22 protein-coding genes are annotated in these 26,226 nt (G+C 29.0%); 21 read left to right on the top strand and 1 reads right to left on the bottom strand.

Annotated elements, in window-relative coordinates; all coding sequences use genetic code 11:
* Nucleotides 1-62: 62 nt before the first annotated feature.
* The 19 genes from CLTEP_RS00855 (at nt 63) to CLTEP_RS00765 (ending at nt 22,964) form a co-directional block, all read left to right on the top strand.
* Nucleotides 63-2,414 carry an FtsK/SpoIIIE family DNA translocase gene (locus CLTEP_RS00855; protein ID WP_066821128.1) on the top strand — a complete coding sequence of 784 codons (2,352 nt, stop codon included), beginning with the start codon at nt 63-65 and terminating at the stop codon, nt 2,412-2,414.
* A gap of 39 nt (nt 2,415-2,453) precedes the next feature.
* Nucleotides 2,454-3,788: a 30S ribosomal protein S12 methylthiotransferase RimO gene (gene rimO, locus CLTEP_RS00850; protein ID WP_066821126.1), complete on the top strand. Its 1,335-nt coding sequence runs from the start codon at nt 2,454-2,456 to the stop codon at nt 3,786-3,788.
* The gene (gene pgsA, locus CLTEP_RS00845) at nt 3,772-4,317 is read left to right on the top strand and encodes a CDP-diacylglycerol--glycerol-3-phosphate 3-phosphatidyltransferase (protein ID WP_066821124.1); all 546 of its coding nucleotides are present in this window, start codon (nt 3,772-3,774) and stop codon (nt 4,315-4,317) included. Before rimO ends, pgsA begins: the two co-directional genes overlap by 17 nt.
* Nucleotides 4,318-4,496: 179 nt before the next feature.
* Complete coding sequence (gene recA, locus CLTEP_RS00840) at nt 4,497-5,543, top strand: recombinase RecA (protein WP_066821121.1); 1,047 nt, start codon at nt 4,497-4,499, stop codon at nt 5,541-5,543.
* 266 nt (nt 5,544-5,809) lie between these two features.
* Nucleotides 5,810-7,357, top strand: a complete 1,548-nt coding sequence (gene rny / locus CLTEP_RS00835) for a ribonuclease Y (protein ID WP_066821119.1) — start codon at nt 5,810-5,812, stop codon at nt 7,355-7,357.
* A 143-nt stretch (nt 7,358-7,500) separates the two neighbouring features.
* On the top strand, nt 7,501-7,761 hold the full coding sequence (locus CLTEP_RS00830; RefSeq protein ID WP_066821117.1) for a stage V sporulation protein S: 261 nt from the start codon (nt 7,501-7,503) through the stop codon (nt 7,759-7,761).
* 528 nt (nt 7,762-8,289) lie between these two features.
* The gene (locus tag CLTEP_RS00825) at nt 8,290-8,799 is read left to right on the top strand and encodes a GNAT family N-acetyltransferase (protein WP_066821115.1); all 510 of its coding nucleotides are present in this window, start codon (nt 8,290-8,292) and stop codon (nt 8,797-8,799) included.
* A 323-nt stretch (nt 8,800-9,122) separates the two neighbouring features.
* Nucleotides 9,123-10,313 carry a pyridoxal phosphate-dependent aminotransferase gene (locus tag CLTEP_RS00820; RefSeq protein ID WP_066821113.1) on the top strand — a complete coding sequence of 397 codons (1,191 nt, stop codon included), beginning with the start codon at nt 9,123-9,125 and terminating at the stop codon, nt 10,311-10,313.
* A gap of 235 nt (nt 10,314-10,548) precedes the next feature.
* Nucleotides 10,549-11,529 (top strand): tyrosine-type recombinase/integrase, encoded by a 981-nt coding sequence (locus CLTEP_RS00815; protein WP_066821111.1) that lies wholly within the window; start codon nt 10,549-10,551, stop codon nt 11,527-11,529.
* Nucleotides 11,530-11,880: 351 nt separating this feature from the next.
* On the top strand, nt 11,881-12,756 hold the full coding sequence (locus CLTEP_RS00810; protein ID WP_066821103.1) for a hypothetical protein: 876 nt from the start codon (nt 11,881-11,883) through the stop codon (nt 12,754-12,756).
* A 350-nt stretch (nt 12,757-13,106) separates the two neighbouring features.
* The gene (locus tag CLTEP_RS00805) at nt 13,107-15,062 is read left to right on the top strand and encodes an aconitate hydratase (RefSeq protein WP_066821100.1); all 1,956 of its coding nucleotides are present in this window, start codon (nt 13,107-13,109) and stop codon (nt 15,060-15,062) included.
* 88 nt (nt 15,063-15,150) lie between these two features.
* Nucleotides 15,151-16,347, top strand: a complete 1,197-nt coding sequence (locus CLTEP_RS00800) for an isocitrate/isopropylmalate family dehydrogenase (protein ID WP_066821091.1) — start codon at nt 15,151-15,153, stop codon at nt 16,345-16,347.
* Nucleotides 16,348-16,479: 132 nt separating this feature from the next.
* Nucleotides 16,480-16,764, top strand: coding sequence for a citrate lyase acyl carrier protein (gene citD, locus CLTEP_RS00795; RefSeq protein WP_066821081.1), 285 nt, complete (start codon nt 16,480-16,482; stop codon nt 16,762-16,764).
* Nucleotides 16,765-16,777: 13 nt separating this feature from the next.
* Complete coding sequence (gene citE, locus CLTEP_RS00790) at nt 16,778-17,653, top strand: citrate (pro-3S)-lyase subunit beta (protein WP_066821079.1); 876 nt, start codon at nt 16,778-16,780, stop codon at nt 17,651-17,653.
* A 13-nt stretch (nt 17,654-17,666) separates the two neighbouring features.
* Entirely contained in the window at nt 17,667-19,208 is a 1,542-nt protein-coding gene (gene citF, locus CLTEP_RS00785) for a citrate lyase subunit alpha (protein ID WP_066821077.1), read from the top strand.
* Nucleotides 19,208-19,753 (top strand): citrate lyase holo-[acyl-carrier protein] synthase, encoded by a 546-nt coding sequence (gene citX, locus CLTEP_RS00780; RefSeq protein WP_066821075.1) that lies wholly within the window; start codon nt 19,208-19,210, stop codon nt 19,751-19,753. Before citF ends, citX begins: the two co-directional genes overlap by 1 nt.
* A 147-nt stretch (nt 19,754-19,900) precedes the next feature.
* Nucleotides 19,901-20,680, top strand: a complete 780-nt coding sequence (locus CLTEP_RS00775; RefSeq protein WP_066821073.1) for a short-chain-enoyl-CoA hydratase — start codon at nt 19,901-19,903, stop codon at nt 20,678-20,680.
* Between the two features lie 166 nt (nt 20,681-20,846).
* A complete protein-coding gene (rpsA, locus tag CLTEP_RS00770; RefSeq protein ID WP_242863842.1) occupies nt 20,847-22,019 on the top strand; it encodes a 30S ribosomal protein S1 in 1,173 nt (390 codons plus the stop codon).
* A gap of 78 nt (nt 22,020-22,097) precedes the next feature.
* Nucleotides 22,098-22,964: a DUF6414 family protein gene (locus CLTEP_RS00765; protein ID WP_066821068.1), complete on the top strand. Its 867-nt coding sequence runs from the start codon at nt 22,098-22,100 to the stop codon at nt 22,962-22,964.
* Between the two features lie 128 nt (nt 22,965-23,092).
* On the opposite strand, the gene CLTEP_RS00760 is transcribed toward CLTEP_RS00765, so the two are convergent.
* Nucleotides 23,093-23,302, bottom strand: coding sequence for a DUF378 domain-containing protein (locus CLTEP_RS00760; RefSeq protein WP_066821066.1), 210 nt, complete (start codon nt 23,300-23,302; stop codon nt 23,093-23,095).
* A 191-nt stretch (nt 23,303-23,493) separates the two neighbouring features.
* Between CLTEP_RS00760 and purB the strand changes: the two genes are divergently transcribed.
* On the top strand, nt 23,494-24,924 hold the full coding sequence (gene purB, locus CLTEP_RS00755) for an adenylosuccinate lyase (protein WP_066821064.1): 1,431 nt from the start codon (nt 23,494-23,496) through the stop codon (nt 24,922-24,924).
* 285 nt (nt 24,925-25,209) lie between these two features.
* On the top strand, nt 25,210-26,202 hold the full coding sequence (locus CLTEP_RS00750; protein WP_066821061.1) for a tyrosine recombinase XerC: 993 nt from the start codon (nt 25,210-25,212) through the stop codon (nt 26,200-26,202).
* Nucleotides 26,203-26,226 lie beyond the last annotated feature (24 nt).

Genomic DNA, 26,226 nt, shown 5'->3' with positions numbered 1-26,226 from the left:
TTACTTTTGTATTGGAGGAAAAATATAACGAATGTAGAAATAATACTTGTGGAGGTGATATTTTGGCTAGAAGAAAAAAGTCTACAAATAAGAAGATAAAGGAAAATAATTTGGAGTCTGTTAATGAAATAAAAGGTATCATTATGATAACAACAGGTATTTTAATAATTTTTAGCGTATTTTCTAGATTGTTTAATTCAACAACTTCATCAGGTTTTTTTGGCGATTTTATTAGAAAATTATTGATTGCAGTTTTAGGATTAGGATCATATATATTTCCCTTTATAATAATATTTGTTGGTTTTTGTTTGATTGTTAAAAAAGGAAAAGTTAATTTTAATGCAAAATTTTATGGTATTAATTTGTTTCTCATAAATACACTTTTATTCATTCAAATGGTTAAGTTGAAAGACTTCTATAGTGAAGGGAAATTCAAACTTGGATTTGAAAAGTTTTGGCATGTAAAATCAATTGTTCATGGAGGTATATTAGGGTATATTATTGATGTACCTTTGTACAAGCTATTTTCAAATGTTGGTTGCTATATTATTTTTTCAGCAATATATATAATTAGCTTATTATTGATATTTAGAATATCATTGTATGATATATTTGCATCATTAAAGGAAGTTTTAAAAAGAGAAAGGAAAATAAGTAGCGTAGAATTTGGAGATAATGATATTGAAACTGATGATGAAGCATTAATTGTTTGTGATAATAACAAAGAAAGCTTTATAAAGAACATCAATAGTAAAATTAAGATAATTGATTTCGTAAAAAAAATAAATATCGATAATGATGATAGTGAAGATGAAAAAATAGATTATTACAAGGAAAAAAATGAAAAAATAAAACTTGACTACGAAAATGTAATTATTCAAGAAGATAATACCGATAAGGAAAATGAGATTAACTCATTTGATGATAAAAAAACAACTAAAGAAAAAATAGAAGAAGAAATAAAAATAAATTCCTTAGTTATGAAAGAAAAACCAATATATACATTTCCAACTATAGATTTGTTAGAAGAAAACAATGAACATAAATCTAAAAAAAGTGATAAAAGAGAGTTACTTAATAGTGCCACAAAACTTCAAGATACATTGAATAGTTTTGGCGTAAAAGCTAAAGTTATTCAGGTTACAAAAGGACCTTCAGTTACAAGATTTGAATTGCAACCAGATCCAGGTGTTAAAGTTAGTAAAATAGTTAATTTAGCAGATGATATTGCGCTAAATTTAGCATCTTCTGGAATAAGAATTGAAGCTCCTATTCCAGGAAAAGCAGCCGTTGGAATAGAGGTACCAAATAAAGAGCAACTTCCTGTTTGCTTGAGGGAAGTAATAGAATCAACAGAATTTAGCAGTTCAAAGAATAATTTAGCATTTTGCCTTGGTAAGGATATCGCAGGAAATTGTGTTGTAGGTGATTTAAGTAAAATGCCTCATGTATTAGTTGCTGGTGCAACTGGTTCAGGGAAAAGTGTTTGCATTAATTCATTAATAATAAGTTTATTGTTCAAATATTCTCCAGAAAATGTTAAACTGTTATTAATAGATCCTAAAGTTGTTGAACTCAACATTTACAATGGTATTCCTCATTTGTTAATTCCTGTTGTGACCGATACTAAAAAAGCTGCAAGTGCATTAAATTGGGCTGTAAATGAAATGACTAGAAGATATAAAGCTTTTGCAGATAATGGTGTTAGAAATATTGAAGGTTATAATTATTTAGTAGAGCAAGGAAAAATTTCAGAAAAAATGCCTTGGATTGTAATAATAATTGATGAATTAGCTGATCTTATGATGGTTGCACCCAAGGATGTAGAAGATTATATAGCTAGATTAGCACAAATGGCACGAGCTGCTGGAATGCATTTGGTAATTGCTACACAAAGGCCGTCTGTAGATGTTATTACAGGCATGATAAAAGCAAACATACCTTCTAGAATTTCATTTGCAGTTTCAAGTCAAATAGATTCAAGAACTATTCTTGATTCATCAGGAGCAGAAAAATTATTAGGTAAGGGAGATATGTTATTCTATCCCGTTGGTGCACCAAAGCCTATAAGAATTCAAGGTGCTTTTATTTCTGAAGCTGAAGTTGAAAGGGTTGTAGAATTTATAAAAGTTCATGTAGAAAATATAGAATACGAGACGGATATTATTAATGAAATTGACAATAATTTAAATGCAGATAATAGTAAAAAAAATGAAACTGATTCTTTATTGAGTGAAGCAATTGAATTTGTGATTAAAAGCAACTATGCATCTACATCAATGCTTCAAAGAAAATTTAAAATAGGTTATAATAGAGCTGCTAGATTAATGGATGAAATGGAGGATAGGGGAATTATTTCTGCAAGAAATGGAAGCAAACCAAGACAAGTGTTAGTAACAAAAGAACAAATATAGTAGAATTAATTTATAAGAACTACTTAGGAGGAAGATGAAGTGAACAATTTAAAAGCGTGTGTTATTAATTTAGGATGTGATAAAAATAGAATAGATTCTGAGATTATGCTGAATTCTTTAAGTAACAACTATAAAATAACTGATAAGCCGGAAGAAGCGGATATTATCATTATAAATACTTGCGGTTTTATAGAAGATTCTAAACAAGAATCGATTAATACGATTTTGTATATGGCGAATTATAAAAAACAAAATTGTAAAGCCTTGATAGCAACAGGATGTTTAACACAAAGATATGGTAAAAAGCTATTAGAATTAATGCCTGAAATAGATGGTATTTTAGGTGTTAATGATTATATTCATTTAAATGATGTTATTGAAGGTGCATTAAATAAAAAAGAGAAATGTTCTTTTTGTAGCTATAGTGATATCAATATTAATACTGGTAAAAGAGTACTTACTACAAAACCACATATTGCTTATTTAAGAATTTCTGAAGGATGTAACAATAGTTGTGCATATTGTGCAATACCACAAATAAGAGGAAAATTTAGGAGCAGATCAATAGAAGATATATATAATGAAGCTATTGAGCTTGTTGATATGGGAGTAAAAGAACTCATTCTAGTTGCACAGGATACTACAATGTATGGTGTGGATTTATATGGTCAAAAGAGTTTACATTTGCTATTAAATAAATTATCGAATATTAAAGAGCTAAAGTGGATAAGATTATTATATTGCTATGCAGAAGAAATAACAGATGAAATTATAGATGAAATTGCATCAAATGAAAAAGTATGTAAGTATATTGATATTCCTCTTCAACACATAAGTGACAATATACTAAAAAATATGCGAAGAAGAGGAAGGAAAAAAGTTATTCTGAACAATATAAATAAAATTAGAGAAAAGATTCCAAATGTTATATTAAGAACTACGTTTATAGTTGGTTTTCCGGGGGAAAAGGAAGAAGAATTCAATGAACTTAAAAATTTTATTAAGAAAACAAGATTTGATAAGTTAGGTGTTTTTAAATATTCTAGGGAAGAAGATACTGCTGCATATGATATGCCTAACCAAATAGATGAAGAAGTAAAAGAATTTAGAGAAGCAGAACTAATGTTTTTACAACAAAATATTTCATTTGAAATTAATTTAAGTAAGATTGGTAAAGTGTATGAAGCTATTGTTGATGAATATGATGGTCAATATTATCATGTAAGAAGCTATGAAATGGCTCCTGAAGTAGATGGTGAAATATTAGTTAAATCAAATGTTTCTTTAAATGCTGGTGATATTGTTAATGTAAAAATAATTAAAGCTTTAGAATATGATTTGATGGGGGTTATAAACGATGAATCTAGCAAATAAACTAACTATTTTAAGAATAATATTAGTTCCTATATTTTTATTTTTTATTATTGCAAAAGGAATACCATATGGGACATTAATAGCTACAATTATCTTTATTTTAGCATCTATAACAGATAAACTCGATGGATATATAGCTAGAAGTAGAAATCAAATAACAAATTTTGGTAAGTTTATGGATCCGCTAGCAGATAAATTATTAGTTATTTCAGCATTGATATGTTTCGTTGAATTAAAAGTAGTACCTAGTTATTATGTCATAATAATTATTGCTAGGGAATTTGCTGTATCAGGTCTAAGAACAATTGCTGCATCTGAGGGGAAAGTTATTGCAGCTAGTTGGTGGGGCAAAATTAAAACAGTAATTCAAATGACAGCTATAATAACTGCATTAGTAAATCTCATAATAAATAATAATATAATAGATATTTTGACTCAAATATTATTTGTTATTGCTGTTATAATTACAATAGTTTCAGGTGTTGATTATTTTGTTAAAAATAAAAATATAATACATACCAATAACTAATGCATAAATTCTAAATAGCGACTATAAAAGTATATTTTGGTAATAATTTAAATAAACAATTTAAAAAGAAATTAATGCACCGCTTGTATTAATATTGACTTGTTTAAGTAATTTGTGTATAATTGTATTAGAACAGGCGTTCGATAATGAAAGGAAGGTGAACCCTTAGGGTATTTACTATGAATAATGATAAATTAAAAGCTTTAGAAGCAGCTATGGGTCAAATCGAAAAACAATTTGGCAAAGGTTCTGTCATGAAACTTGGAGAAAAAACCATATTAAATGTTGATGCTATATCTACGGGATGTTTAGGTTTAGATATTAGTTTAGGGATAGGTGGAGTACCTAGAGGAAGAATAATTGAAATTTTTGGGCCAGAATCATCTGGTAAAACAACAGTTGCACTGCATATCGTAGCAGAAGCTCAAAAAAATGGGGGAGTTGCAGCTTTCATTGATGCTGAACATGCACTCGATCCTGTTTATGCCAAAGCACTAGGTGTTGATATTAATAATTTAGTTGTTTCCCAACCTGATACAGGCGAACAGGCATTGGAAATAGCAGAAGCTCTTGTACGTTCGGGAGCTGTTGATGTTATTGTAGTCGATTCAGTTGCAGCTTTGGTACCAAAAGCTGAAATTGAAGGAGAAATGGGAGATTCACATGTTGGATTGCAAGCTAGACTTATGTCACAAGCTTTACGAAAACTTGCTGGTTCAATAAGTAAATCTAAATGTGTTACAATATTTATAAATCAGCTTAGAGAGAAAGTTGGCATAATGTTTGGCAATCCAGAAACTACTCCAGGTGGTAGAGCACTTAAATTTTATTCATCCGTAAGAATGGATGTTAGAAGATTTGATACAATTAAACAGGGTGATCAATTTTTAGGAAATAGAACACGTGTAAAGATTGTTAAAAATAAGGTTGCGCCACCATTTAAACAAGCTGAATTTGATATCATGTTCGGAGAAGGTATTTCTAAGGAAGGAAACATTTTAGATATAGGTGTTAAAGAAAACATTGTTCAAAAAAGTGGAGCTTGGTTTTCATATGGAGATATACGTCTTGGACAAGGAAGAGAAAATTCAAAGCAGTATCTAAAAGATAATCCTAATATTGCAGTTGAAATAGAGAATAAAATAAGGGCAAAGTACAATTTGCCACTTGCACAAAACAATAACATTGTAAATGATGATAAAAAGAAAGAAAAAGATAAAAAATAATCTACATTATTTATAAAAAATCACGGGAAGTAATGCCTGTGATTTTTTATAAATAAAAAAAATGGGCATAATAGCTACTATAGAAATAGTTAAACTAATTTCAAAAATTCTATTATCTTGACATAATTTGAAAAGTAATATACAATTAACGTGAGTGCTATTTTTGCATATTGAAAATACTGCTAAGTCTTAAAATATGACACCTTTTCAAACTTTAACGTATACCCGTTAAGTCATACATTACCGACTAAAGGAGGTGTTATGGTATGAGAACAGACTTGATTTTAATTGTGTTAGCTGCTAGTATTGTGGGTTTAATTGCAATTTTTGTTATTATATATACAAGAAAAAATATATCTCAGGCTAATATTGCAAAAGCTGAGCAAGAAGCGAATCGTATAATTGAAGAAGCTAAAAAGGAAGCTGATGCGAAGAAAAAGGAATCTATCATTGAAGCCAAAGAAGAAATACATAAGCTTCGTGCAGAACTTGAAAAAGAGTCAAGAGAAAGAAGAAATGAGCTTCAGAGGCTTGAAAGAAGAAATTTGCAAAGAGAAGAATTTCTAGATAAAAAAAATGATACATTAGAAAAGAGAGAAGAAATTCTTAACAAAAGAAGTCTAGAAATCGACAAAATGGAACAGCAAATAAATGAGCTTTATGTTGAGCAAAAAGAAGAGCTTGAAAGAATTGCAAATCTTACTACTGAAGAAGCAAAACAATTATTGCTTGAAGATATTAGTAAAGAAATTAAACATGATGCAGCTATGATGATAAAAGAAGTTGAAACTAAGGCTAAGGAAGAGGCAGATAAAAAAGCTAGAGAGATTATTACTTGTGCAATACAAAGATGTGCAGCTGACCATGTAGCTGAGTCTACTGTCAATGTTGTTTCCCTACCTAATGATGAGATGAAAGGTAGGATTATAGGAAGAGAAGGAAGAAATATTAGAACGCTTGAGACATTAACAGGTATAGATCTAATTATTGATGATACACCTGAGGCGGTCATTATTTCGGGTTTTGATCCTATACGAAGGGAAGTAGCTAAAATTGCATTAGAAAAATTGATTGTTGACGGTAGAATTCATCCTGCTAGAATTGAAGAGATGGTTGAAAAAGCGAAAAAAGAAGTAGAAAGCATTATAAAGGAAGAGGGCGAACAAGCAACATTTGAGACGGGTGTTCATGGACTTCATAGTGAAATGATAAGATTATTAGGAAGATTGAAGTACAGAACAAGTTATGGTCAAAATGTGTTAAAACATTCTGTTGAAGTTTCATTCCTTGCTGGTATGATGGCGTCTGAATTAGGACTTGATCCATCGATTGCCAAAAGGATAGGATTACTTCATGATATAGGTAAGGCTGTTGATCATGAAATTGAAGGGCCACATGCATTAATTGGCTCAGAAATAGCAAAGAAATATAGAGAATCTTCAGTCGTTGTGAATGCTATTGCCGCACATCATGGTGATGTGGAGCCTCAAACTATAGAAGCTATTTTAGTTCAGGCTGCAGATGCTATTTCAGCAGCTAGACCTGGAGCAAGACGAGAAACACTAGAAGCCTACATTAGGAGGCTTGAGAAATTAGAAGAGATTGCAAATTCATTTGAAGGTGTTGATAAGTCTTATGCTATTCAAGCAGGTAGAGAATTAAGAATTATGGTTAAACCTACTGAGATTGATGATTTGGGTGCTGTAGAAATGGCTAGAGGTATAATAAAAAGAATAGAAAATGAGATTGAATATCCAGGGCAAATAAAAGTTAATGTTATAAGGGAAACACGTGCAGTAGAATATGCTAAATAGTATTAATAGATGTTTAATTTAATTGAGAATATAACCTTTTAATTTGTAAATTTTAGTACAAATTAAAGGGTTTTTTTTAAATTTGTAGAATATTATTAGAAGCAAGTATTAGAATAATAATGTATTTAATGCAGGAGGTAACTATGGAAATATTGAAAGTTTCAGCAAAATCAAATCCAAATTCTGTTGCAGGAGCTTTAGCGGGAGTATTGAAGGAAAATGGTACAGCAGAAATTCAAGCTATTGGAGCGGGAGCAATCAATCAGGCTGTCAAAGCAATAGCAATAGCTAGAGGATTTGTTGCACCAACAGGTGTAGATTTAGTTTGTATTCCAGCTTTTACTGATGTCAAAATAGATGATGAAGAAAGAACAGCAATTAAATTTATTATCCAAGCCAGATAATTAATAAAATTATCTTCTTGATATCTCTTGATCGATTCTATAAGACTCCCACTCCTATAAGTGGGAGATTGAAGCTTTTTGCTTCAGGTGGAATAGAGTCTCCGCCTGAAGTCTCGATGTTTTGCTTTAGCAAAACGAGTTAACTAATTTTTAGGAATATAGGGGGGAGGTAGACTGTTGCAGAATTATTATAAAAAGCTATAAAACTATCTAAAAAATTGTTAAGGATACAAGTACTAAATTTGTGATATAATTAGAGTTAGCTATTGTGAATCCCGTATATTGCGAAAGTGATATAACCATTGGGTAGAACCATGAGGGTGGTAGCTAGCAAAAACCAAGCAAATGTTAGTGAATACAAGTAGTTACACTTAAAAGTAAACTTGTATATGTAGGATTCGTTGTATCCGAATTTAAGCCCTCGGACTATTATATCAAACCAAAGTAGCTTCGGCAAAATGGGATAGGTTGAACAGGGAATTAAACAAGCTTTATAGAGTTTTATAAGGTTTTGGCAACGGAATGTAAATGAACTATATAATAAGACCTATACAAATTGAAGATGCTAAATTTATAAACGAAATTAGACGTATGGATGGCGTACGTGAAAACATAATGGGGATTAAATCTGATAGAATAAGCAAAACAGAAGAATTTATTAGAAATCTTTCACCAAACAATCATATATTAGTTGCTGAGATTCAAGAAAACAACATTAAGAAAGTTGTTGGTATGGTAGGATTGACTGTGAATCAAAGTCCTAGAGTAAGGCATTCAGGATATGTAGTAATTTTTGTTCACAAAAATTATCAAGGAATGGGTATAGGTAGAACATTACTAAACCAAATCATCGATTTGGCTGATAACTGGTTAATGCTTGTACGATTAGAACTAGGTGTCTTTACCGACAATGAAGTAGCTATTAATCTTTACAAATCTCTAGGTTTTGTTATTGAAGGAACAAAAAAATTTGCTGCAATACGAAATGGAAAATATGTTGATGAATATATAATGGGTAGATATTCAAATTTACATTAAATTTGTTTTTTACATTAGTAAAATTTAAGTTGATTTGCGTATTAATTTAATCATTTATATCCCAAAATACATATTTATTTATATTGAACAAAATACAATACTAAATTATAGGTATCAACATTATTGTGTATGGTAAATATTATTTTGAATTAGGTTTATATTGCTTTTTATACTTTTATTATTTACAACAGTGATAAATAGTGATATATTATTTATATGAAGGATATTATGCATAATAATATGTTGATGAAGAAATAGTTTCAATATAATAAATTATGTATCTTCATTACAAAATTAATTTTATGTATATGGGGGAATATTATATGATATTATCGAATAAAGCAAATCAAATTGCAGCATCATTAACTTTAGCTATAACTGCAAAGGCAAAAAAAATGAAGGCTGAAGGCATTGATGTTATAGGTTTTGGAGCGGGTGAGCCAGATTTTAATACACCTGATAATATTCAAAATGCTGCTATAGAAGCAATTAAATCTGGTAAAACTAGATATACTGCGGCATCTGGAATTTCTGAATTAAAAGAAGCTATATGTGCAAAGTTCAAGAGAGATAATAATATAGAATATACACCATCTCAAATAATAGTTTCAACAGGTGCAAAGCAATGTTTAGCTAATGCTTTTCAAGCAATATTGAATCCTGGTGATGAGGTTATAGTAGCTATACCATATTGGGTAAGTTATCCAGAATTAATTAAACTTGCAGATGGAGTACCTGTATTTGTAAAAACCACAGAAAAAAATCATTTTAAATATGATATTAAAGAATTAGAAGAAGCTATTACAGATAAAACAAAAGCTATTCTTATAAATAGTCCAAATAATCCTACCGGTACAGTGTACAGTGAAAAAGAATTGAAAGATATTGCTGAATTAGCCCAAAAATACGATTTAATAATAATATCAGATGAAATATATGAAAAGTTATTGTATGGTGAAGATAGCCATATTAGCATTGCAAGTATTTCAAAAGATGCTTATGATAGAACAATAGTGATTAATGGAGTTTCCAAGGCATATGCTATGACAGGTTGGAGGATTGGATATGCAGCAGCAAGTGAGACAATAATTAAGTTGATGTCAAACATCCAAAGTCATACTACTTCTAATCCAAATTCAATTGCACAATATGCTTCTTTAGAAGCATTAAATGGAGATCAAAATAATTTAAATTATATGATTGAGGAATTTAAACACAGAAGAGACTATATGGTAAATAGAATAAATAATATAAATAATTTATCATGTATAAACCCAAATGGAGCATTTTATGTGATGCTAAATATTTCAAAAGTACTTGGTAAATCGATTGATGGAGAAATTGTTAATGATTCATTAGATTTCGCTAGAATTCTATTGGATAAGGAAAAAGTTGCTGTAATTCCTGGTGCAGCTTTTGGTGTCGATGAATTTGTTAGATTATCTTATGCAACATCAATGGAGAATATTATTGAAGGATTGAATAGGATTGAAAATTTTATAAAGAACATATAAAATAATTAAATTTGTGTTATTAATAAAAGCTGTCTTCTTTTAGACAGCTTTACTTATTTTGTTCACAAATCTGTAAGATTTCTTTTTATAAGTAGTAAATTAAAAATTAATTCTTCAGTAAAACGAGTTCGTTTTCATATGCTATAATGTTGTTATAGAATTATAAATTTAAAACAAATGATAGAAGACTATATAATTTGCAAAGAGAGAATAGTAATGAGGTGATAAGTGAATTATGGAAAATAATAAACTTATTAGTAAAATAATAAACGAAATAAGAATCCCTGAAAGAAAGCATTTTATTAGATATTTTTTAGATTTAAAAGCAAATAAAAGTAAATATACTGCAAAAAGTTATGAAAAAGATATTATAGATTTTTTCAATGTAGATGATATTGAGCATATTACTATAAACGATATAATCAATGTTACAATATTTGATGCGGAAAACTTCATTTTAAAGTTATCTCATGAAGGTAAATCTTCTGCTACGATTAATAGGAAAATATCTGCACTCAGTTCATTGTATAGATGGTTACTGAAATTTGGTGATAATTCGACTGGTATTCAAATAATAAAATACAATCCTTTTGCAAATTTAAAAGAAGAAAAACCTAAAGTCATTAATAAAGAAACTGAATTTCTTACAAAAGAAGAGAGTGTTAAACTTCTAGATAGTATAGATACTTCCACAGTTCTTGGATTGCGAAATAAGGCAATACTCTCATTAGCACTTACAACTGCATTGAGAAAATCAGAATTGATCAATATAAAGTTGGGAGATATTATAGTATATAATGGTATAAGTGCTATTAAAGTAATAAGGAAAGGTAATATAAAGGATATGGTTAAATTACAACCATCGGTAGAACAGCTTATAAATGAATATATAAAAAAGACAGGACGAAACAAAAATGATAATTCAGATGAATATCTCTTTATTGGACATTCATCTAATGGGCTTAACGGTAAAAAGCTAAATCCTAATACGCTCAACTTAATGATAAGAAAGGTTTGCAAAAAAGCGGGAATAAATAAAAAGTTAAAGGTTCACTCAACTCGACATACAGCTATTACTCTTGCTATAACTGCTGGAGCTTCTATTGAAAAGGTAAGGGATTTTGCAGCACATAAAAATTTAGCAACTACAAATAGGTATATTCATTCAATTGATAAATTAAAGAATAATGCTAGTGATTTTATAGATATTGTTTAATACTCTATTTTGCTCCCTCTTTTTGTACTGAATTAATAATCAATATAAACCATAATTTTTATTTTTATAAGCAGAAAACTTAATACTCATACCCGTATAAATTATAATAATAATTTCATTTTCAACCACTAGATATAATAAAAGTTATATCTAGTGGTTGATTTTTGCACAAAATTAAGGTAAAATACTAGTATACAATATGTAAACATATCGTATACCTTTTAAATACTTATGTTTACATATGTAAACATAAGTATTTAAGGAGCGGTGATATCGTTTTTTTATATTTAAATTTATAAGAGAGGTAGGTGAAATACCAATTTACTGAAATATGTTAAATTGGTGATGTATATGGGAGATTCAATTATAAGCGTAAGAATTAATGAAGAACAAAAGAAGAAATTTAATGAAATGGCTCAAAAAATAGGAATAAACAATAAAGAATTCATGGAATTACTAATAAGTTCTTATGAGTTAAATAAAGCACAAGAATTAAATACAGATATGTCAAATGATATTAAAGAATTGCAAAGATTATCAAAAAGAATTGTTGATATATATGTAAATTCAATTGAACGTTTTGAAATTAAAAATATAGAGAGCAGTAAAGAATTTCAAAGGAGTATAAAAGAAAAGAATAATAAAATTAACGAACTAAAAGACATGGTATCAAAACTTCAAGAAGAAGCTAAAAAGGTCAAAATTAAAGAAAAAGAGATTATAGAATACAAACAAAAGATCCAAGGGTTTGAAGAAGCGTGTAATAATTTAAAATCTCTAAATAAACTCCAAGAAGAGAAACTAAAAAAAATGGAGGACAGCAAAGATGATATAAAAAAAATGCTTAAACAGACTTCAAATCTAAAAGCTATAATAAGTGAATTGGAAAATAAAAATAGAGAATTATCAACAATAAATGCAGAATTGACAAATGAAAATAAATTTTTGAAAGAGAAATTAATAGATATAAACAAAAATTTCGAAAACGAGATTAATTCACTGAAAAAAGACTTTGATAATAAATTGCAATTTACCAATGAAAAATTTGAATTAGAAAAAAATAATATATATTTAAAACTTAAGCAAGAATATAACGAGAAAATGGTACAACTTCAAGAAAAATACGAAAATAAACTATATAAACTTATGAAAGAAAAAGAAGATTACTATAATCAATATATTTTACTTTTAAAAGAAAATAACAGTAAAAGAAATGGACTAAAATAAAAAGTCCATTTCTTTTACTGTTATATAGATATAAATATTCCAAAATATATTACATTAAGAAATAAATATTAATAAAAATAGTGCACATATTTAAAGATGAAAATACATACTTTATATTATAAAGCCTTGGAATTCAAGCTATTTAGCGTTTTTAGCAACTTTTCAATATAAATCTAAATTTTTTGAAAATAAAAAAATAATCAAAAATTTAGCATATTTATATTGAAATTATATTTCTAATATGGTATTATACTCTTGAAAATGGATTAGTCCATTATTCCATTTTTATGGACTTGCTCTATTAAATATGGAATTTAAATAATAAATATGATTGAGGGGGCTTAGATAATATGGCGAAAAGTATTGTTCAGAAAATATTGGAAAACCATATTGTAGAAGGAAAGTATGAACAAGGTAAAGAAATTGGTATCAGAATTGATCAAACATTAACACAAGATGCTACTGGTACAATGGCATATTTGCAGTTTGAAGCGATGGGAGTACCTAAAGTTAAAACTGAACTCTCTGTAAGTTATGTTGATCATAATACTGTTCAAATTGGTTTTGAAAATGCAGATGATCATAAGTATCTTCAAACTGTAGCAGCAAAGTATGGTATAGTTTATTCTAGAGCGGGTAACGGAATTTGTCATCAAGTTCATCTTGAAAGATTTGGTAAACCGGGCAAGACTCTTCTTGGAAGCGACTCGCACACACCTACTGGTGGTGGTATAGGTATGTTAGCAATTGGCGCAGGTGGATTGGACGTTGCTGTTGCAATGGCTGGAGGATGTTTTTATCTAAGTTGCCCTAAAGTAATAAAAGTAAACTTACATGGAAAGCTTAGACCATGGGTAGCAGCTAAAGATGTTGTATTAAAAATGCTTGATATTTTCACAACAAAAGGAAATGTTGGCTGCGTATTTGAATATGGTGGAGATGGTGTTAAATCTCTTTCAGTTCCAGAAAGAGCTACAATAACCAACATGGGTGCAGAATGTGGTGTTACAACATCAGTATTTCCTAGTGATGAAGTTACAAGAGAATTTTTAAGGTCTCAAAACAGAGAACAAGATTGGGTTGAAATTGTTGCTGATGAGGGAGCAGAATACTATAAGGAAATTGATATAAATCTTGATGAGTTAGAACCTATGGCTGCAACTCCTCATAGTCCAGGAAATATTAAACTTGTTAAAGAATTAGAAGACATAACTGTAGATCAGGTATGCATCGGTAGTTGTACTAATTCATCATATAAAGATTTAATGACAGTTGTAAATATATTAAAAGGTAGAAAAACACATCCTAATGTGAGCTTTGTTGTAGCTCCTGGTTCAAAACAAGTTTTTGAAAATATTGCAAGAGAAGGTGCTTTAACTGATTTAATATCTGTAGGAACTAGAATTGCTGAATCTGCATGCGGATTTTGCATAGGAAATAGTCAATCTCCTAAGACAAATGCTGTATCATTAAGAACTAGCAACAGAAACTTTTATGGACGTTCAGGAACAAAAAGTGCAAATGTTTACCTTGTTAGTCCAGAAACTGCTGCAGCAGCTGTTATTACTGGTAAAATGACAGATCCAAGAAAGCTTGAAGATATGGGTATAGAATATCCAGATGTAAAAATGCCTTCAAAATTTCATATCGATGATAGTATGTTTATTTTCCCTAATGAAATTAAAGAGGATGTAGAAGTATACAGAGGACCAAATATAGGAAACCCACCTCAAAGTGAATCACTTCCAGAAACAATCCATGGTGAAATTACTATAAAAGTTGAAGATAAAGTTACTACTGATCATATAATTCCAGCAGGAAGCAAAATGAAGTATCGTTCTAATGTACCTAAGTATTCTGAGTATTTATTTGAAGTGGTAGATCCAACTTTCCATGATAGAGCTGAGAAAATAAAGAATGCAGGAGAACACAATATAATTGTAGCTGGATATAGTTATGGACAGGGATCATCTAGAGAGCATGCTGCACTTTGCCCAATGTATATGGGAGTTAAAGCAGTAATTGCAAAATCTATAGAAAGAATTCACAATGCTAATCTTATAAACTTTGGTATTGTACCACTTACTTTTAAAAATGAAGAAGATTATGAAAAGATAGAACAAGGTGATAAACTTGAGATACCAGATATACGCAATAGAATACTTAATGATTTACCTCTAATAGTTAAAAATAAATCAAAGAGTATAGAATTTGAGGTAAATTATAACTTCTCTGATAGAGAAAAAGAAATATTAGCTATTGGGGGAACATTAGAGTATATGAAAAAGCACTCAAAAAATGCTTAAGACAATCATATTTAGTGTTATATCAATTGATTTTAATTATGTGATTATTAAATTAATTTAAATATTAAAATTGAGGGAGTTGTGGAATATGTATAATAAAGAAATAGAAAAAGCAATGCAACACTTAGCAACCATTACAAAGAGTCAATTAGAGCGTATAGAACGCATGAAAGCTGCAGAAGAATGGGTGAATTTTGATGAATTAGATACAATCGTTATAGGTGTTGTTGGTGGCGATGGTATAGGACCTATGATATGTGAACATGCCAAAAATGTACTTGAATTTATGCTCAAAGATGAAGTGGAAAAAGGTAGAATTGAATTCAGAACAATTGAGGGCTTAACAATTGAAAATCGTGCTAAAGCTATGAAAGCAATACCTGATGATGTTCTTGAAGAAATCAAAAAATGTCATGTTATATTGAAAGGACCAACTACAACACCAAAGAAAGGTGATAAGTGGCCTAATATTGAAAGTGCAAATGTAACAATGAGAAGAGAATTAGATTTGTTTGCAAATGTACGTCCAGTTAAGGTACCAGATAAAGGTATAAACTGGATGTTCTTCAGAGAAAACACAGAAGGAGCCTATGTACTTGGAAGTAATGGAATCAATGTAACTGATGATCTAGCATTAGACTTTAAAGTAATAACAACTCAAGGAGCCGAAAGAATTATACGTTTGGCATTCGAATATGCTAAAAATAATGGAAACAAGAAGGTTACAGTTGTTACGAAAGCAAATATACTCAAAACAACTGATGGAAAATTTTTAAGTATTGCTGAAAAAGTTGCAAAAGATTATCCTGAAATCAAATGGGATGATTGGTTTATAGATATAATGACTGCTAAACTTATAGACCCAGAGAGAGCAAGCCAATTTGAAGTAATAGTAATGCCAAATTTATATGGTGATATTTTAACAGATGAAGCTGCTCAAATTCAAGGCGGTGTTGGAACAGCTGGAAGTTCAAATATTGGAAAAAGATATGCAATGTTTGAAGCTATACACGGAAGTGCTCCAAGAATGGTTGAAGAAGGTAGAGCTCAGTATGCAGATCCATGTAGCATGATTAAAGCAGGTGCAATGTTATTAAATCATATAGGGTATGCTGAAAAATCAAGAAGATTAGATATGGCACTTGATATATGCGTTCAATATGAAAAGAAATTAGTTATAACAGGACGTCCAGATGGTGCTAAAGGTGAAGAATTTGCTAAATACGTAATGGATACTTTAAGTGATCCAGGATTAGAAAGTAAATGGCAAAGTTATCAAAAATAAAAACTGTAGTGATTTTCTTTTGATTGTATTATAAAACTTTAGTGAGTCATATTATTTTTAGTTAAATAGTATGGCTCAACTAAAGTTATTATAATGTTTGTTAAATAAAAATTTTAGAACGGAGGCAGGAAAATGGAAATAAAAACTCGTGCTGTAGCCGGAACATCAGAATCAAGTGATATTACTATTATACTAGAACCAAGCGATTCTAATGAAATAAACATTAATTTAACAAGTTCAGCTGAAAAACAGTTCGGAAGACAAATAAGAAAAGTAATAAATAACACATTAATGGAACTTGGAATTACTAGGGCAAATGTTACTGCAATTGATTTTGGAGCTTTAGATTGTGTAATAAAAGCTAGAGTACAAACAGCAGCTTATAGAGCAGCAGAATCTAAAGAATATAAATGGTAGGGGGTGAATGAACATGATAAAATTACGACGAACTATGATGTATATTCCTGGTAATAATCCGGGTATGATAAAAGATGCTCATATATATGGTGCAGATTCTATAATGTTTGATCTTGAGGATTCAGTATCTTTGAAAGAAAAAGATGCAGCAAGATTTATGGTATATAATGCATTAAAAACGATTGATTATGAAGGAACAGAAACAGTAGTTAGAATTAATGGTTTAGATACACCTTTTGGTAGAGATGATTTGGAAGCTATTGTTAGAGCACAACCTGATATAATAAGACTCCCAAAAACAGAAAAAGCAGAAGATGTAATTGAAATGGACAAACTTATATCTGAAATAGAAGCAAAGATTGGATTAGAAGTAGGAAGTACTAAAATAATGGCAGCTATTGAAAGTGCTGTAGGTGTTATTAATGCATATGATATTGTTACAGCAAGTCCAAGATTAGTTGCAGTTGCTATCGGAGCAGAAGATTTTGTAACTAATATGAAGACAAATCGTTCCTTGGATGGAATTGAACTTTTAACAGCAAGAGGACAGATTTTGTTAGCTGCTAGAGCAGCAGGAGTTTATGCGCTCGATACAGTTTTTTCAGATGTTAAAAACGATGAAGGTTTTATAAATGAAGTAAAACATATAAAGCAGCTTGGATTTGATGGTAAATCTGTTATACACCCTAATCAAGTTGAATTGGTGCACAAAGTGTATACTCCTTCTGAAAAAGAAATACAAAAATCTATAAGAATACTTAAAGCAATTGAAGAAGCAGAGCAAAAGGGATCAGGCGTAATATCTCTAGATGGTAAAATGATTGATTTACCAGTAGTTGAAAGGGCACGCAGAGTAATAGCTTTAGCTAAAGCTTCAGGTGTATATTAGGGGGGTGAAATAAATGGTTAAAAATGCAGTTGGAAGAGAAATTCCAGAAAGAATTGAAGGCATAGGCGATTTAAAACCATATTGTGGTCCATTTGAATACAATCCTTTAGGAAGAAAAATAGGACCAAAATTAAGCAAGATTTTACCAGGTAAGAGTAAAATTTTAAATAATATTAAAGAAGCAATTATTGAAACAGGATTAAAGGATGGTATGACTATTTCATTTCATCATCATCTTAGAAATGGTGATTATGTTGTTAATATGGTAATGGATGTCATAGCAGATATGGGAATAAAAGATATTGTGGTAGCAACGAGTTCATTAACTAATGCTCATCAAGAATTATTGAGACATATTAAGAATGGTGTAGTAAGAAGAATAGAAACAAGTGGTATGAGAGGTAAATTAGGAGAAGAAGTATCTAATGGTTTAATGGATGTACCAATAATTATACGTTCACATGGTGGAAGAGCAAGAGCAATAGAATCAGGTGAAGTATCAATAGATGTAGCATTTTTAGCAGTACCATCTTGTGATGAATATGGAAATGCAAATGGATTTTCAGGTAACTCTATATGCGGTTCTTTAGGTTATGCAAAAGTAGATGCAAAATATGCAGATAAAGTAGTTTTGATTACAGATAATCTAGTTGAATATCCAAATGTACCTGCAAGTATATCTCAAGCGGATGTTGACTATGTTATAAAAGTAGATAGTATTGGTGATTCAAATGGAATTATGTCGGGTGCTACAAGATTTACAAGTAATCCAAGGGAACTTTTAATTGCAAAGAGAGTAGCAAGATTAATAGAGGTTTCGGGTTATTTTGAAGATGGTTTTTCAATGCAAACAGGTTCTGGAGGAGCTTCTTTGGCAGTTACTCGCTTCATAAAGGATAAAATGATAGAAAAAGGTATAAAAGCAAGTTTTGGATTAGGCGGAATAACTCAACAATTCGTTCAATTACATGAAGAAGGATTAATCAAAAAATTATTTGATACTCAAAGTTTTGATTTAACGGCTGCAAATTCTGTTGGCAAAAATACTAATCACATTGAAATAGATGCATCATTATATGCAAATCCACATAATAAAGGATGTATAGTAAATAAATTAGATTTTGTTATTTTAAGTGCACTTGAAATCGATTTAGATTTTAATGTAAATGTAATAACTGGTTCTGATGGTGTAATAAGAGGTGCATCTGGTGGACATTCTGATACTGCAGCGGGTGCTAAAATGTCTGTAGTTGTTGCACCACTTGTAAGAGGTAGAATACCTTCCATTGTAGAAAGGGTTAATACAATAGTTACTCCAGGTTCAACTGTTGATGTTGTTGTAACTGATAGGGGAATAGCCGTAAATCCTTTAAGAAAAGATTTAATAGATAGATTTAAAGCAGCTAAAATTGATATCTGTTCTATTGAAGAATTGAAAGAAAAAGCTTATAAATTAACAGGTACTCCAGATCCTATAGAATACACTGACAAAATAGTTGGGTTAGTACAGTATAGGGATGGAACAATAATTGATGTAATAAGACAGGTAAAATAATGAAGGCGGATATTTTGAGTAGTGAAAAAGATATTTTGTTTAAAATTCTTTTATCAAGAGAAAAGAGAGCTGAAAAACAAAAATATTTGGTTAATAAATACAAATGTAGCTTAATTTCATTTACTCTCAATATACCAGGAGCTACTAAAGATAGTGAATTATACAGAAGAATTCATAGAGAAGGTATAAAAGAGATATTAAGTGCATTAAATAATGAGCATTTACCTATACTTTGTAAGGAAGAGATTTATGAAATAACAGGAGCTGAATGCTATATATGTATAAATGTAGATGGACTTAAATTAAAAGAACTAATGGTAAATATCGAAGAAAATCATGAATTAGGTAGAATATTTGATATTGATGTATTTGACAGTAATTTTAGAATTATTAAAAGAAAGAAAATATGTTTAAAAGAAAGAAAATGTTTTATATGTAATGATGATGCTATAGTATGTAGACGTAATAATAAGCATACAACCGAGGAACTACTAAAAAAGATAAATGTCATGGCTTCAGATTTTTTTAGGGAACAGAGCAAGTAAAATTTTAGGCAAAACAGGTGACACAGATGTTGTCACCTGTTTCAATATAAAAAAACACATAAATGTATAGTAAAATATATCAATATTTAGTATAATATTTTATGGAAAGCAAATTAAAACATTAAATTTTGTTCGGGAGATGATTGCATGGAATACAAAAACATTTTATTAAAAAAAGAAGGTAATATTGCTATTTTGAGCTTTAACAGACCTAAAGTTTTAAATGCATTAAGCACTGATGTTTTAATAGAATTAGATAAAGCAGTAGACGAAATAATAAAAGATGAAGATATTTTTGTTTTAATATTAACTGGAGAAGGTAAAGCATTTATTGCTGGTGCAGATATTTCTGAAATGAAGGATATGAACCCAAATGAAGGAAGAAATTTTGGTGAATTAGGTTCTAAGGTTTTCAGAAAAATCGAATTAATGGAAAAGCCAGTTATTGCAGCTGTAAATGGTTTTGCATTAGGTGGAGGATGCGAATTAGCTATGAGTTGTGATATAAGGATAGCTAGTGAAAAAGCTAAATTTGGACAACCTGAAGTGGGCTTAGGAATAACTCCTGGTTTTTCGGGCACACAAAGATTATCACGCTTAGTTGGTGTTTCGAAAGCTAAGGAACTGATTTTTACAGGTGATATTATAAATGCTAAGGAAGCAGAAAGGATAGGTCTTGTAAACAAAGTTGTTGCACAAGAAGAACTTATGAATGAAGCTATGAAAATGGCTAATAAAATTGCATCCAATGGTCAAATAGCAGTTAGATATTCTAAAACAGCTATAAATAAAGGTATTGATACACATATTGAGGCCGGCATAGAAATCGAAAAAAATTTATTTGGTTTGTGTTTTGGATCTATAGATCAAAAAGAAGGAATGTCAGCTTTCTTAGAAAAAAGAAAGCCTATGTTTTCAAATAAATAATGAGTAAGCAAAAATATGCTGGGATATGTTTTATATTCCTAGCATATTTTTTATATATTTCTGTGTGAAAAATAATGTGTTTAATATATACAATTTTGATATAATATTATGTGAACTAGAAATTTTCTATTAACTAAGACAAGAAATTTTACAAGGAGTGATGATTTTGGTAACTACTAGCGTAGAAAATATCAATGAAACTATGGATTATATGTATACTAATGTTCCTGTAATACACAGAGGAGACATTGTATTGGGAAAAGTAATTTCTGTATCTGAAAACGAAGTTATGGTTAATATAGGGTATATGGCAGATGGAATTATATCAAAAGATGAATTATCCTATGATAAAAATATTAATACAAAAGATATTATAAAAGAAGATGATGAAATTTATGTATATATACTAAAAGTTAGCGATGAAGAAGGTAATGTAGTTTTATCTAAAAAAAGAGCTGATAGCATCAAAGTTTGGGATGAATTGAAAGAATATTATAAAAAGGGTACAAATTTAGATATAGTTACTAAAGAGAAAGTAAATGGTGGATTAACTGCTGAAATCAAAGGATTAAGAGCATTTATACCCGTATCACAGCTATCAATATCGTATGTTGAAAACTTAGATGATTATGTTGGTAAGAAATTAACTGTTAAGATTATAGATTTAGAAAAAGATAAAAAAAAGATAGTGTTATCAGCTAAAGAAGTTCAAAAAGAAGAGTTAAAAGCTAAAAGAGATAAATTATGGGCTGACATAAAAAAAGGCGAAAAAAGGAAAGGTAAAGTAAGTAAACTTACAAAATTCGGAGCATTTGTTGATTTGGGGGGAATAGATGGATTAATACATATTTCTGATTTATCGTGGAGAAGAGTAAGTAACCCTTCTGAGGTTGTTAAAGTAGGCGATTCTGTAGAAGTATATGTACTTGATTTTGATAAGGATAAAAAAAGAATATCATTAGCATTAAAAGATGTAAATCTAAATCCTTGGGATAAAATAACACAAAAATATAAAATTGGAGATATAGTTGAAGGTACTGTTGTTAAAATTGCTGATTTTGGTGCATTTATAGAAATTGAACCAGGTATTGAAGGGCTTGTTCACGTAACTGAACTATCAAATGAAATGAATATGAAACCTTCAAGCATAGTAAACATCGGAGATATCGTTAAAGTCAAAATACTTGACATTGATGAAAATAAAAAGAAATTGAGTTTAAGTATGAAAGAGGTATCTGATAAAACTGATGACGAATTTATTAGTTATTCTGAAGATGAGGAAAAAGTTACTGTAGGAGATTTATTAAAGGATAAATTAAAAAATTTAAATTTTGACTAATTTAGTTATTGAATTTGTTCTAAAATAGAAAAAGAAATTATAAAATAAAATATAATTTCTTTTTCTATGGTGAATATTATGAATGATAGAGTAATTATTCCACTTTACATTAACAATGTTATAATTAAAAGTTTATTTACAATAATTCTCAATGAATTCGAGGAAAGTAGAACCACGAATTCAAGAAACCAAATGTCTATTAATATTAATACTCCATTGAGTGAATTGACATATGATAATTGTAAAAAATATATACAAGGTGATATGAATATACAATTTCTCAATGAATTCTCAAGAGAACATACTGAAAAAAATATATCAATTGACATTGAAATTATGGGTAGAATCAGAAAAATATTGGATAGGAATAATTTATTAAAAAAAATTAGTACTGCCTCCAACTTAGAAAAAATTAATGAAAAAGACTTTGTAGAGTTTCAATGCATACTAAAAAAGAATCCCATATTAGAATATGTATGTGACATAATTAATGCTATTGAAATGGAACTTACTTTTTTACCATTTGATAACAGTAGAGATATTAATAAAAATTTTAGATATGAAGTTTTAGAAAAATTAAAAAAACAAGTAAATGACTTAGCTAATAACAGATGTTTAAATTATATAACTGAAAAATTGTATGGTTCAAACTCAAGAATGATTGTTCCGTTAGAAAATAGATATCTACTAGATAACATTGATTATATTGACAATGAACGTGTTACTATTTTAGGTAAAATAACAAAAAAGATGAAAAATACTAATAATAGAAATATTGTTCATATGTTAAATGGAACTTGCTTTGACTTACTCAATGAAGAATGCTCTAATCAATTCATAAATAAAATATTGATAAATACTGATTTAATTGAAAATTATAATAGCTATTTGCAGAATATTGATGGTTCAATGATAGAAGTTTTACCAATTGCAATATATATTTAATTTCAGATAAAAACAAATCTTTGTATTTCGCAAAATATACATTGTATATTTTAATTATTTATTTTTATATGCTTAATGATAAAACACAGGGTTATAAATTAACCTGTGTTTTATCATATTATGAAGCTTCATTTTTTTACTTTGATTGCCATTACAAGAAGATTCATACCCGAAACTCCTATTAAAATATAAATTATTCTTTCTAATACTGGAGATAAGTTTCCAAATATGCATCTTATAAGATTGAAATCAGCTGTTAATCCAAAAATGCACCATGTTATTGCTCCAATAATAACTAATACAAATGATACTTTATCAAATAAATTAAATTTATACATAAGAACCTCCTTTTATATAACGAGTATATTATAAAGTTATTTATTAAAAATATATTTATATGGTAACGAAAATATTACTACATAAATATTTAAGTTATCCGAACAAAATTATTATCATTAAACAAACTATATGTTATAATATGAATGAATAACAATAAAATTATGTTTATGTACGTATATGGAGGTAAATTATGAGAACAAAATATAATACACCACTAAATAGCAGATACGCATCAAAAGAAATGTCTTATCTTTTTTCTGATGATATGAAATTTAAAACATGGAGAAAACTTTGGGTAGCACTTGCAGAGAGTGAAATGGAATTAGGACTTAATATTAAAAAAGAACAGATACAAGAACTAAAAGAAAATATTGATAATATTAATTATGAAGTTGCTGAAGAAAAGGAAAAAGAAATTAGACATGATGTAATGAGTCATGTATATGCATATGGTCTGCAGTGTCCAAATGCAAAAGGAATAATACATTTAGGTGCAACATCTTGTTTTGTTGGAGATAATACTGATTTGATAATTATGAAGGAAGCTTTAATACTAATAAGAAAAAAAATAGTAAACATAATATATTCTCTATCAAATTTTGCTTTAAAATACAAAGATTTGCCAACATTAGGGTTTACACATTTCCAGCCTGCACAATTAACTACTGTAGGTAAGAGAGCATCTTTATGGATATATGAATTAATACTTGATTATCATAATTTAAATTTTGTTATAGATAATATTAAATTAAGAGGAGTAAAAGGCACTACGGGCACACAAGCGAGCTTTATGAAGCTTTTTAATGATGATAGTGATAAAGTTAAAAAATTAGATGAGCTTGTTGCAAGAAAAATGGGTTTCAATGATACATATCCAGTATCAGGTCAAACTTATTCAAGAAAGATAGATTCTATAGTTTTAAATACACTTTCAGAAATAGCACAGAGCGCATATAAATTTAGTAATGATATAAGACTATTGCAAAGCATGAAAGAAATAGAAGAACCGTTTGAAAAGAAACAAATAGGTTCTTCAGCTATGGCATATAAAAGAAATCCTATGAGAAGTGAAAGAATTGGTGCTTTATCAAGATATATAATTGTAAATTCGTTAAATCCTGCTATAACAGCTTCAACCCAATGGTTTGAAAGGACTTTAGATGACTCTGCAAATAAAAGAATAGCTATATCTGAAGCATTTCTTGCTCTTGATGGTGTTTTAGATTTATATTTAAATGTTTCTAAGAATTTAGTAGTATATACTAAAGTTATCGAATCACACGTAAACAGAGAATTGCCATTTATGGCAACTGAAAACATATTAATGGAAGCCGTTAAGAGAGGAGGAGACAGACAAGAATTACACGAAAAAATTAGAGTACATTCTATGGAAGCTGCAAGAAAAGTTAAAGAATTTGGGCTTGAAAATGACTTGATAGATAGAATTATCAATGATAAAACTTTCAAATTATCTAAAGAAGAAATCGAAAATATTATTGATCCAGTTAAATTTGTTGGAAGAGCACCTCAACAAGTCGAAGAATTGATTAATGAGTATGTTAAGCCTATGATAGATGACAACAAAGAAATTATTGGATTAGAATCTAATATTACAGTATAATATTTAATCAAAATTTTAGCATTTTCAAAAATAACTAATCAGTAAGCTTGTTATTTTCTTTCAAACAAATGCTTAATCAAAACAAATTTACTTAAAAGCATATAATGCATAAAATTATATAGCATTATATGCTTTTATACTTTATTCTATATTCAATTTTTGATAAAATTGTGGTGTGGGTATTTTTGATGTAATTATTAGAAAAGAGCAGAGTGTAATCCTATTCATAACGTCGTGAAATATAAATTTCACGACGTTATGAATAGGAATCGATTGGGGGATATTATGAATTACAATATTAACAAGATTTACGATACTGAAATTCCAAAAATATTGAATAAATTTCTAAATTATTTATTTGCTATCGAAGGAAAATCTATCAATACCATAAATGGATATAAGTCTGATTTAAGTTTGTTTTTTAAATTTATTAAAATTTACAAAGTTGGAATTACACAAAATATCATTACAGAACTTGATAAAATAAAAATAAATGATATAAATGAGGATTTAATAAAAGAAATTGAATTAGATGATTTAATTGCCTTTATAACCTTTTTAGAAATAGATAGAAATAATAGTAACTATGCTCGTGCAAGAAAAGTAGCTTCTCTTAAGTCGTTTTTTAAGTATTTGAAATGTAAGGCTAAAATGATTAATGAAGATCCTTCTGAAGAACTTGAATCTCCAAAGCTTATAAAAAGAAACCCTATTTATCTAACTTTAGACGAAAGCAGAAGATTATTACAAGCAATTGATGGTAAAAATAAAGAAAGAGATTACTGTATAATCATGTTTTTCTTAAACTGCGGTCTTAGATTATCAGAACTTTGCAATATAAATATCAATGAAATAAATTACGATACATTAACTGTTATAGGCAAAGGAAATAAAGAGAGAACTATATATTTAAATAAGGCTTGCATTTCAGCACTTGAAAATTATTTGCCAATTAGAGATAAAATAATTGATATGGCTCCACCTGAACATAGTAATGCATTATTTATTAGTTCAAAGAAAATGAGGATATCTGCTAGAGCAGTTGAAAGAATGGTTAAAAAATATATTGAAAAAGCAGGATTAGACAAAAATAAGTATAGTCCTCATAAATTAAGACACACTGCGGCTACCTTAATGTACAAGCATGGCAATGTTGATATACGAAGCTTACAAGTACTCTTAGGTCATGAAAATGTTTCAACAACTCAAATTTACACACATGTTGATGATGAAAAGCTAAGAGAAGCTGTTAGTTTAAATCCTTTATCAAGCGAATAATAGGTATATATAATACCATTATTC

The organism is Clostridium tepidiprofundi DSM 19306, assembly GCF_001594005.1.
Classification (GTDB): domain Bacteria; phylum Bacillota; class Clostridia; order Clostridiales; family Clostridiaceae; genus Clostridium_AC; species Clostridium_AC tepidiprofundi.
Note: the sequence above shows the minus strand (reverse complement) of the source record. Positions and strands in the feature narration are given on the sequence as shown.

Coding starts and splice junctions, on each gene's coding strand:
- pgsA (WP_066821124.1), top strand. CDS start 3,772: ATGAATCTAGCAAATAAACTAACTATTTTAAGAATAATATTAGTTCCT.
- recA (WP_066821121.1), top strand. CDS start 4,497: ATGAATAATGATAAATTAAAAGCTTTAGAAGCAGCTATGGGTCAAATC.
- rny (WP_066821119.1), top strand. CDS start 5,810: ATGAGAACAGACTTGATTTTAATTGTGTTAGCTGCTAGTATTGTGGGT.
- CLTEP_RS00830 (WP_066821117.1), top strand. CDS start 7,501: ATGGAAATATTGAAAGTTTCAGCAAAATCAAATCCAAATTCTGTTGCA.
- CLTEP_RS00825 (WP_066821115.1), top strand. CDS start 8,290: ATGAACTATATAATAAGACCTATACAAATTGAAGATGCTAAATTTATA.
- CLTEP_RS00820 (WP_066821113.1), top strand. CDS start 9,123: ATGATATTATCGAATAAAGCAAATCAAATTGCAGCATCATTAACTTTA.
- CLTEP_RS00815 (WP_066821111.1), top strand. CDS start 10,549: ATGGAAAATAATAAACTTATTAGTAAAATAATAAACGAAATAAGAATC.
- CLTEP_RS00810 (WP_066821103.1), top strand. CDS start 11,881: ATGGGAGATTCAATTATAAGCGTAAGAATTAATGAAGAACAAAAGAAG.
- CLTEP_RS00805 (WP_066821100.1), top strand. CDS start 13,107: ATGGCGAAAAGTATTGTTCAGAAAATATTGGAAAACCATATTGTAGAA.
- CLTEP_RS00800 (WP_066821091.1), top strand. CDS start 15,151: ATGTATAATAAAGAAATAGAAAAAGCAATGCAACACTTAGCAACCATT.
- citD (WP_066821081.1), top strand. CDS start 16,480: ATGGAAATAAAAACTCGTGCTGTAGCCGGAACATCAGAATCAAGTGAT.
- citE (WP_066821079.1), top strand. CDS start 16,778: ATGATAAAATTACGACGAACTATGATGTATATTCCTGGTAATAATCCG.
- citF (WP_066821077.1), top strand. CDS start 17,667: ATGGTTAAAAATGCAGTTGGAAGAGAAATTCCAGAAAGAATTGAAGGC.
- citX (WP_066821075.1), top strand. CDS start 19,208: ATGAAGGCGGATATTTTGAGTAGTGAAAAAGATATTTTGTTTAAAATT.
- CLTEP_RS00775 (WP_066821073.1), top strand. CDS start 19,901: ATGGAATACAAAAACATTTTATTAAAAAAAGAAGGTAATATTGCTATT.
- CLTEP_RS00765 (WP_066821068.1), top strand. CDS start 22,098: ATGAATGATAGAGTAATTATTCCACTTTACATTAACAATGTTATAATT.
- CLTEP_RS00760 (WP_066821066.1), bottom strand. CDS start 23,302: ATGTATAAATTTAATTTATTTGATAAAGTATCATTTGTATTAGTTATT.
- purB (WP_066821064.1), top strand. CDS start 23,494: ATGAGAACAAAATATAATACACCACTAAATAGCAGATACGCATCAAAA.
- CLTEP_RS00750 (WP_066821061.1), top strand. CDS start 25,210: ATGAATTACAATATTAACAAGATTTACGATACTGAAATTCCAAAAATA.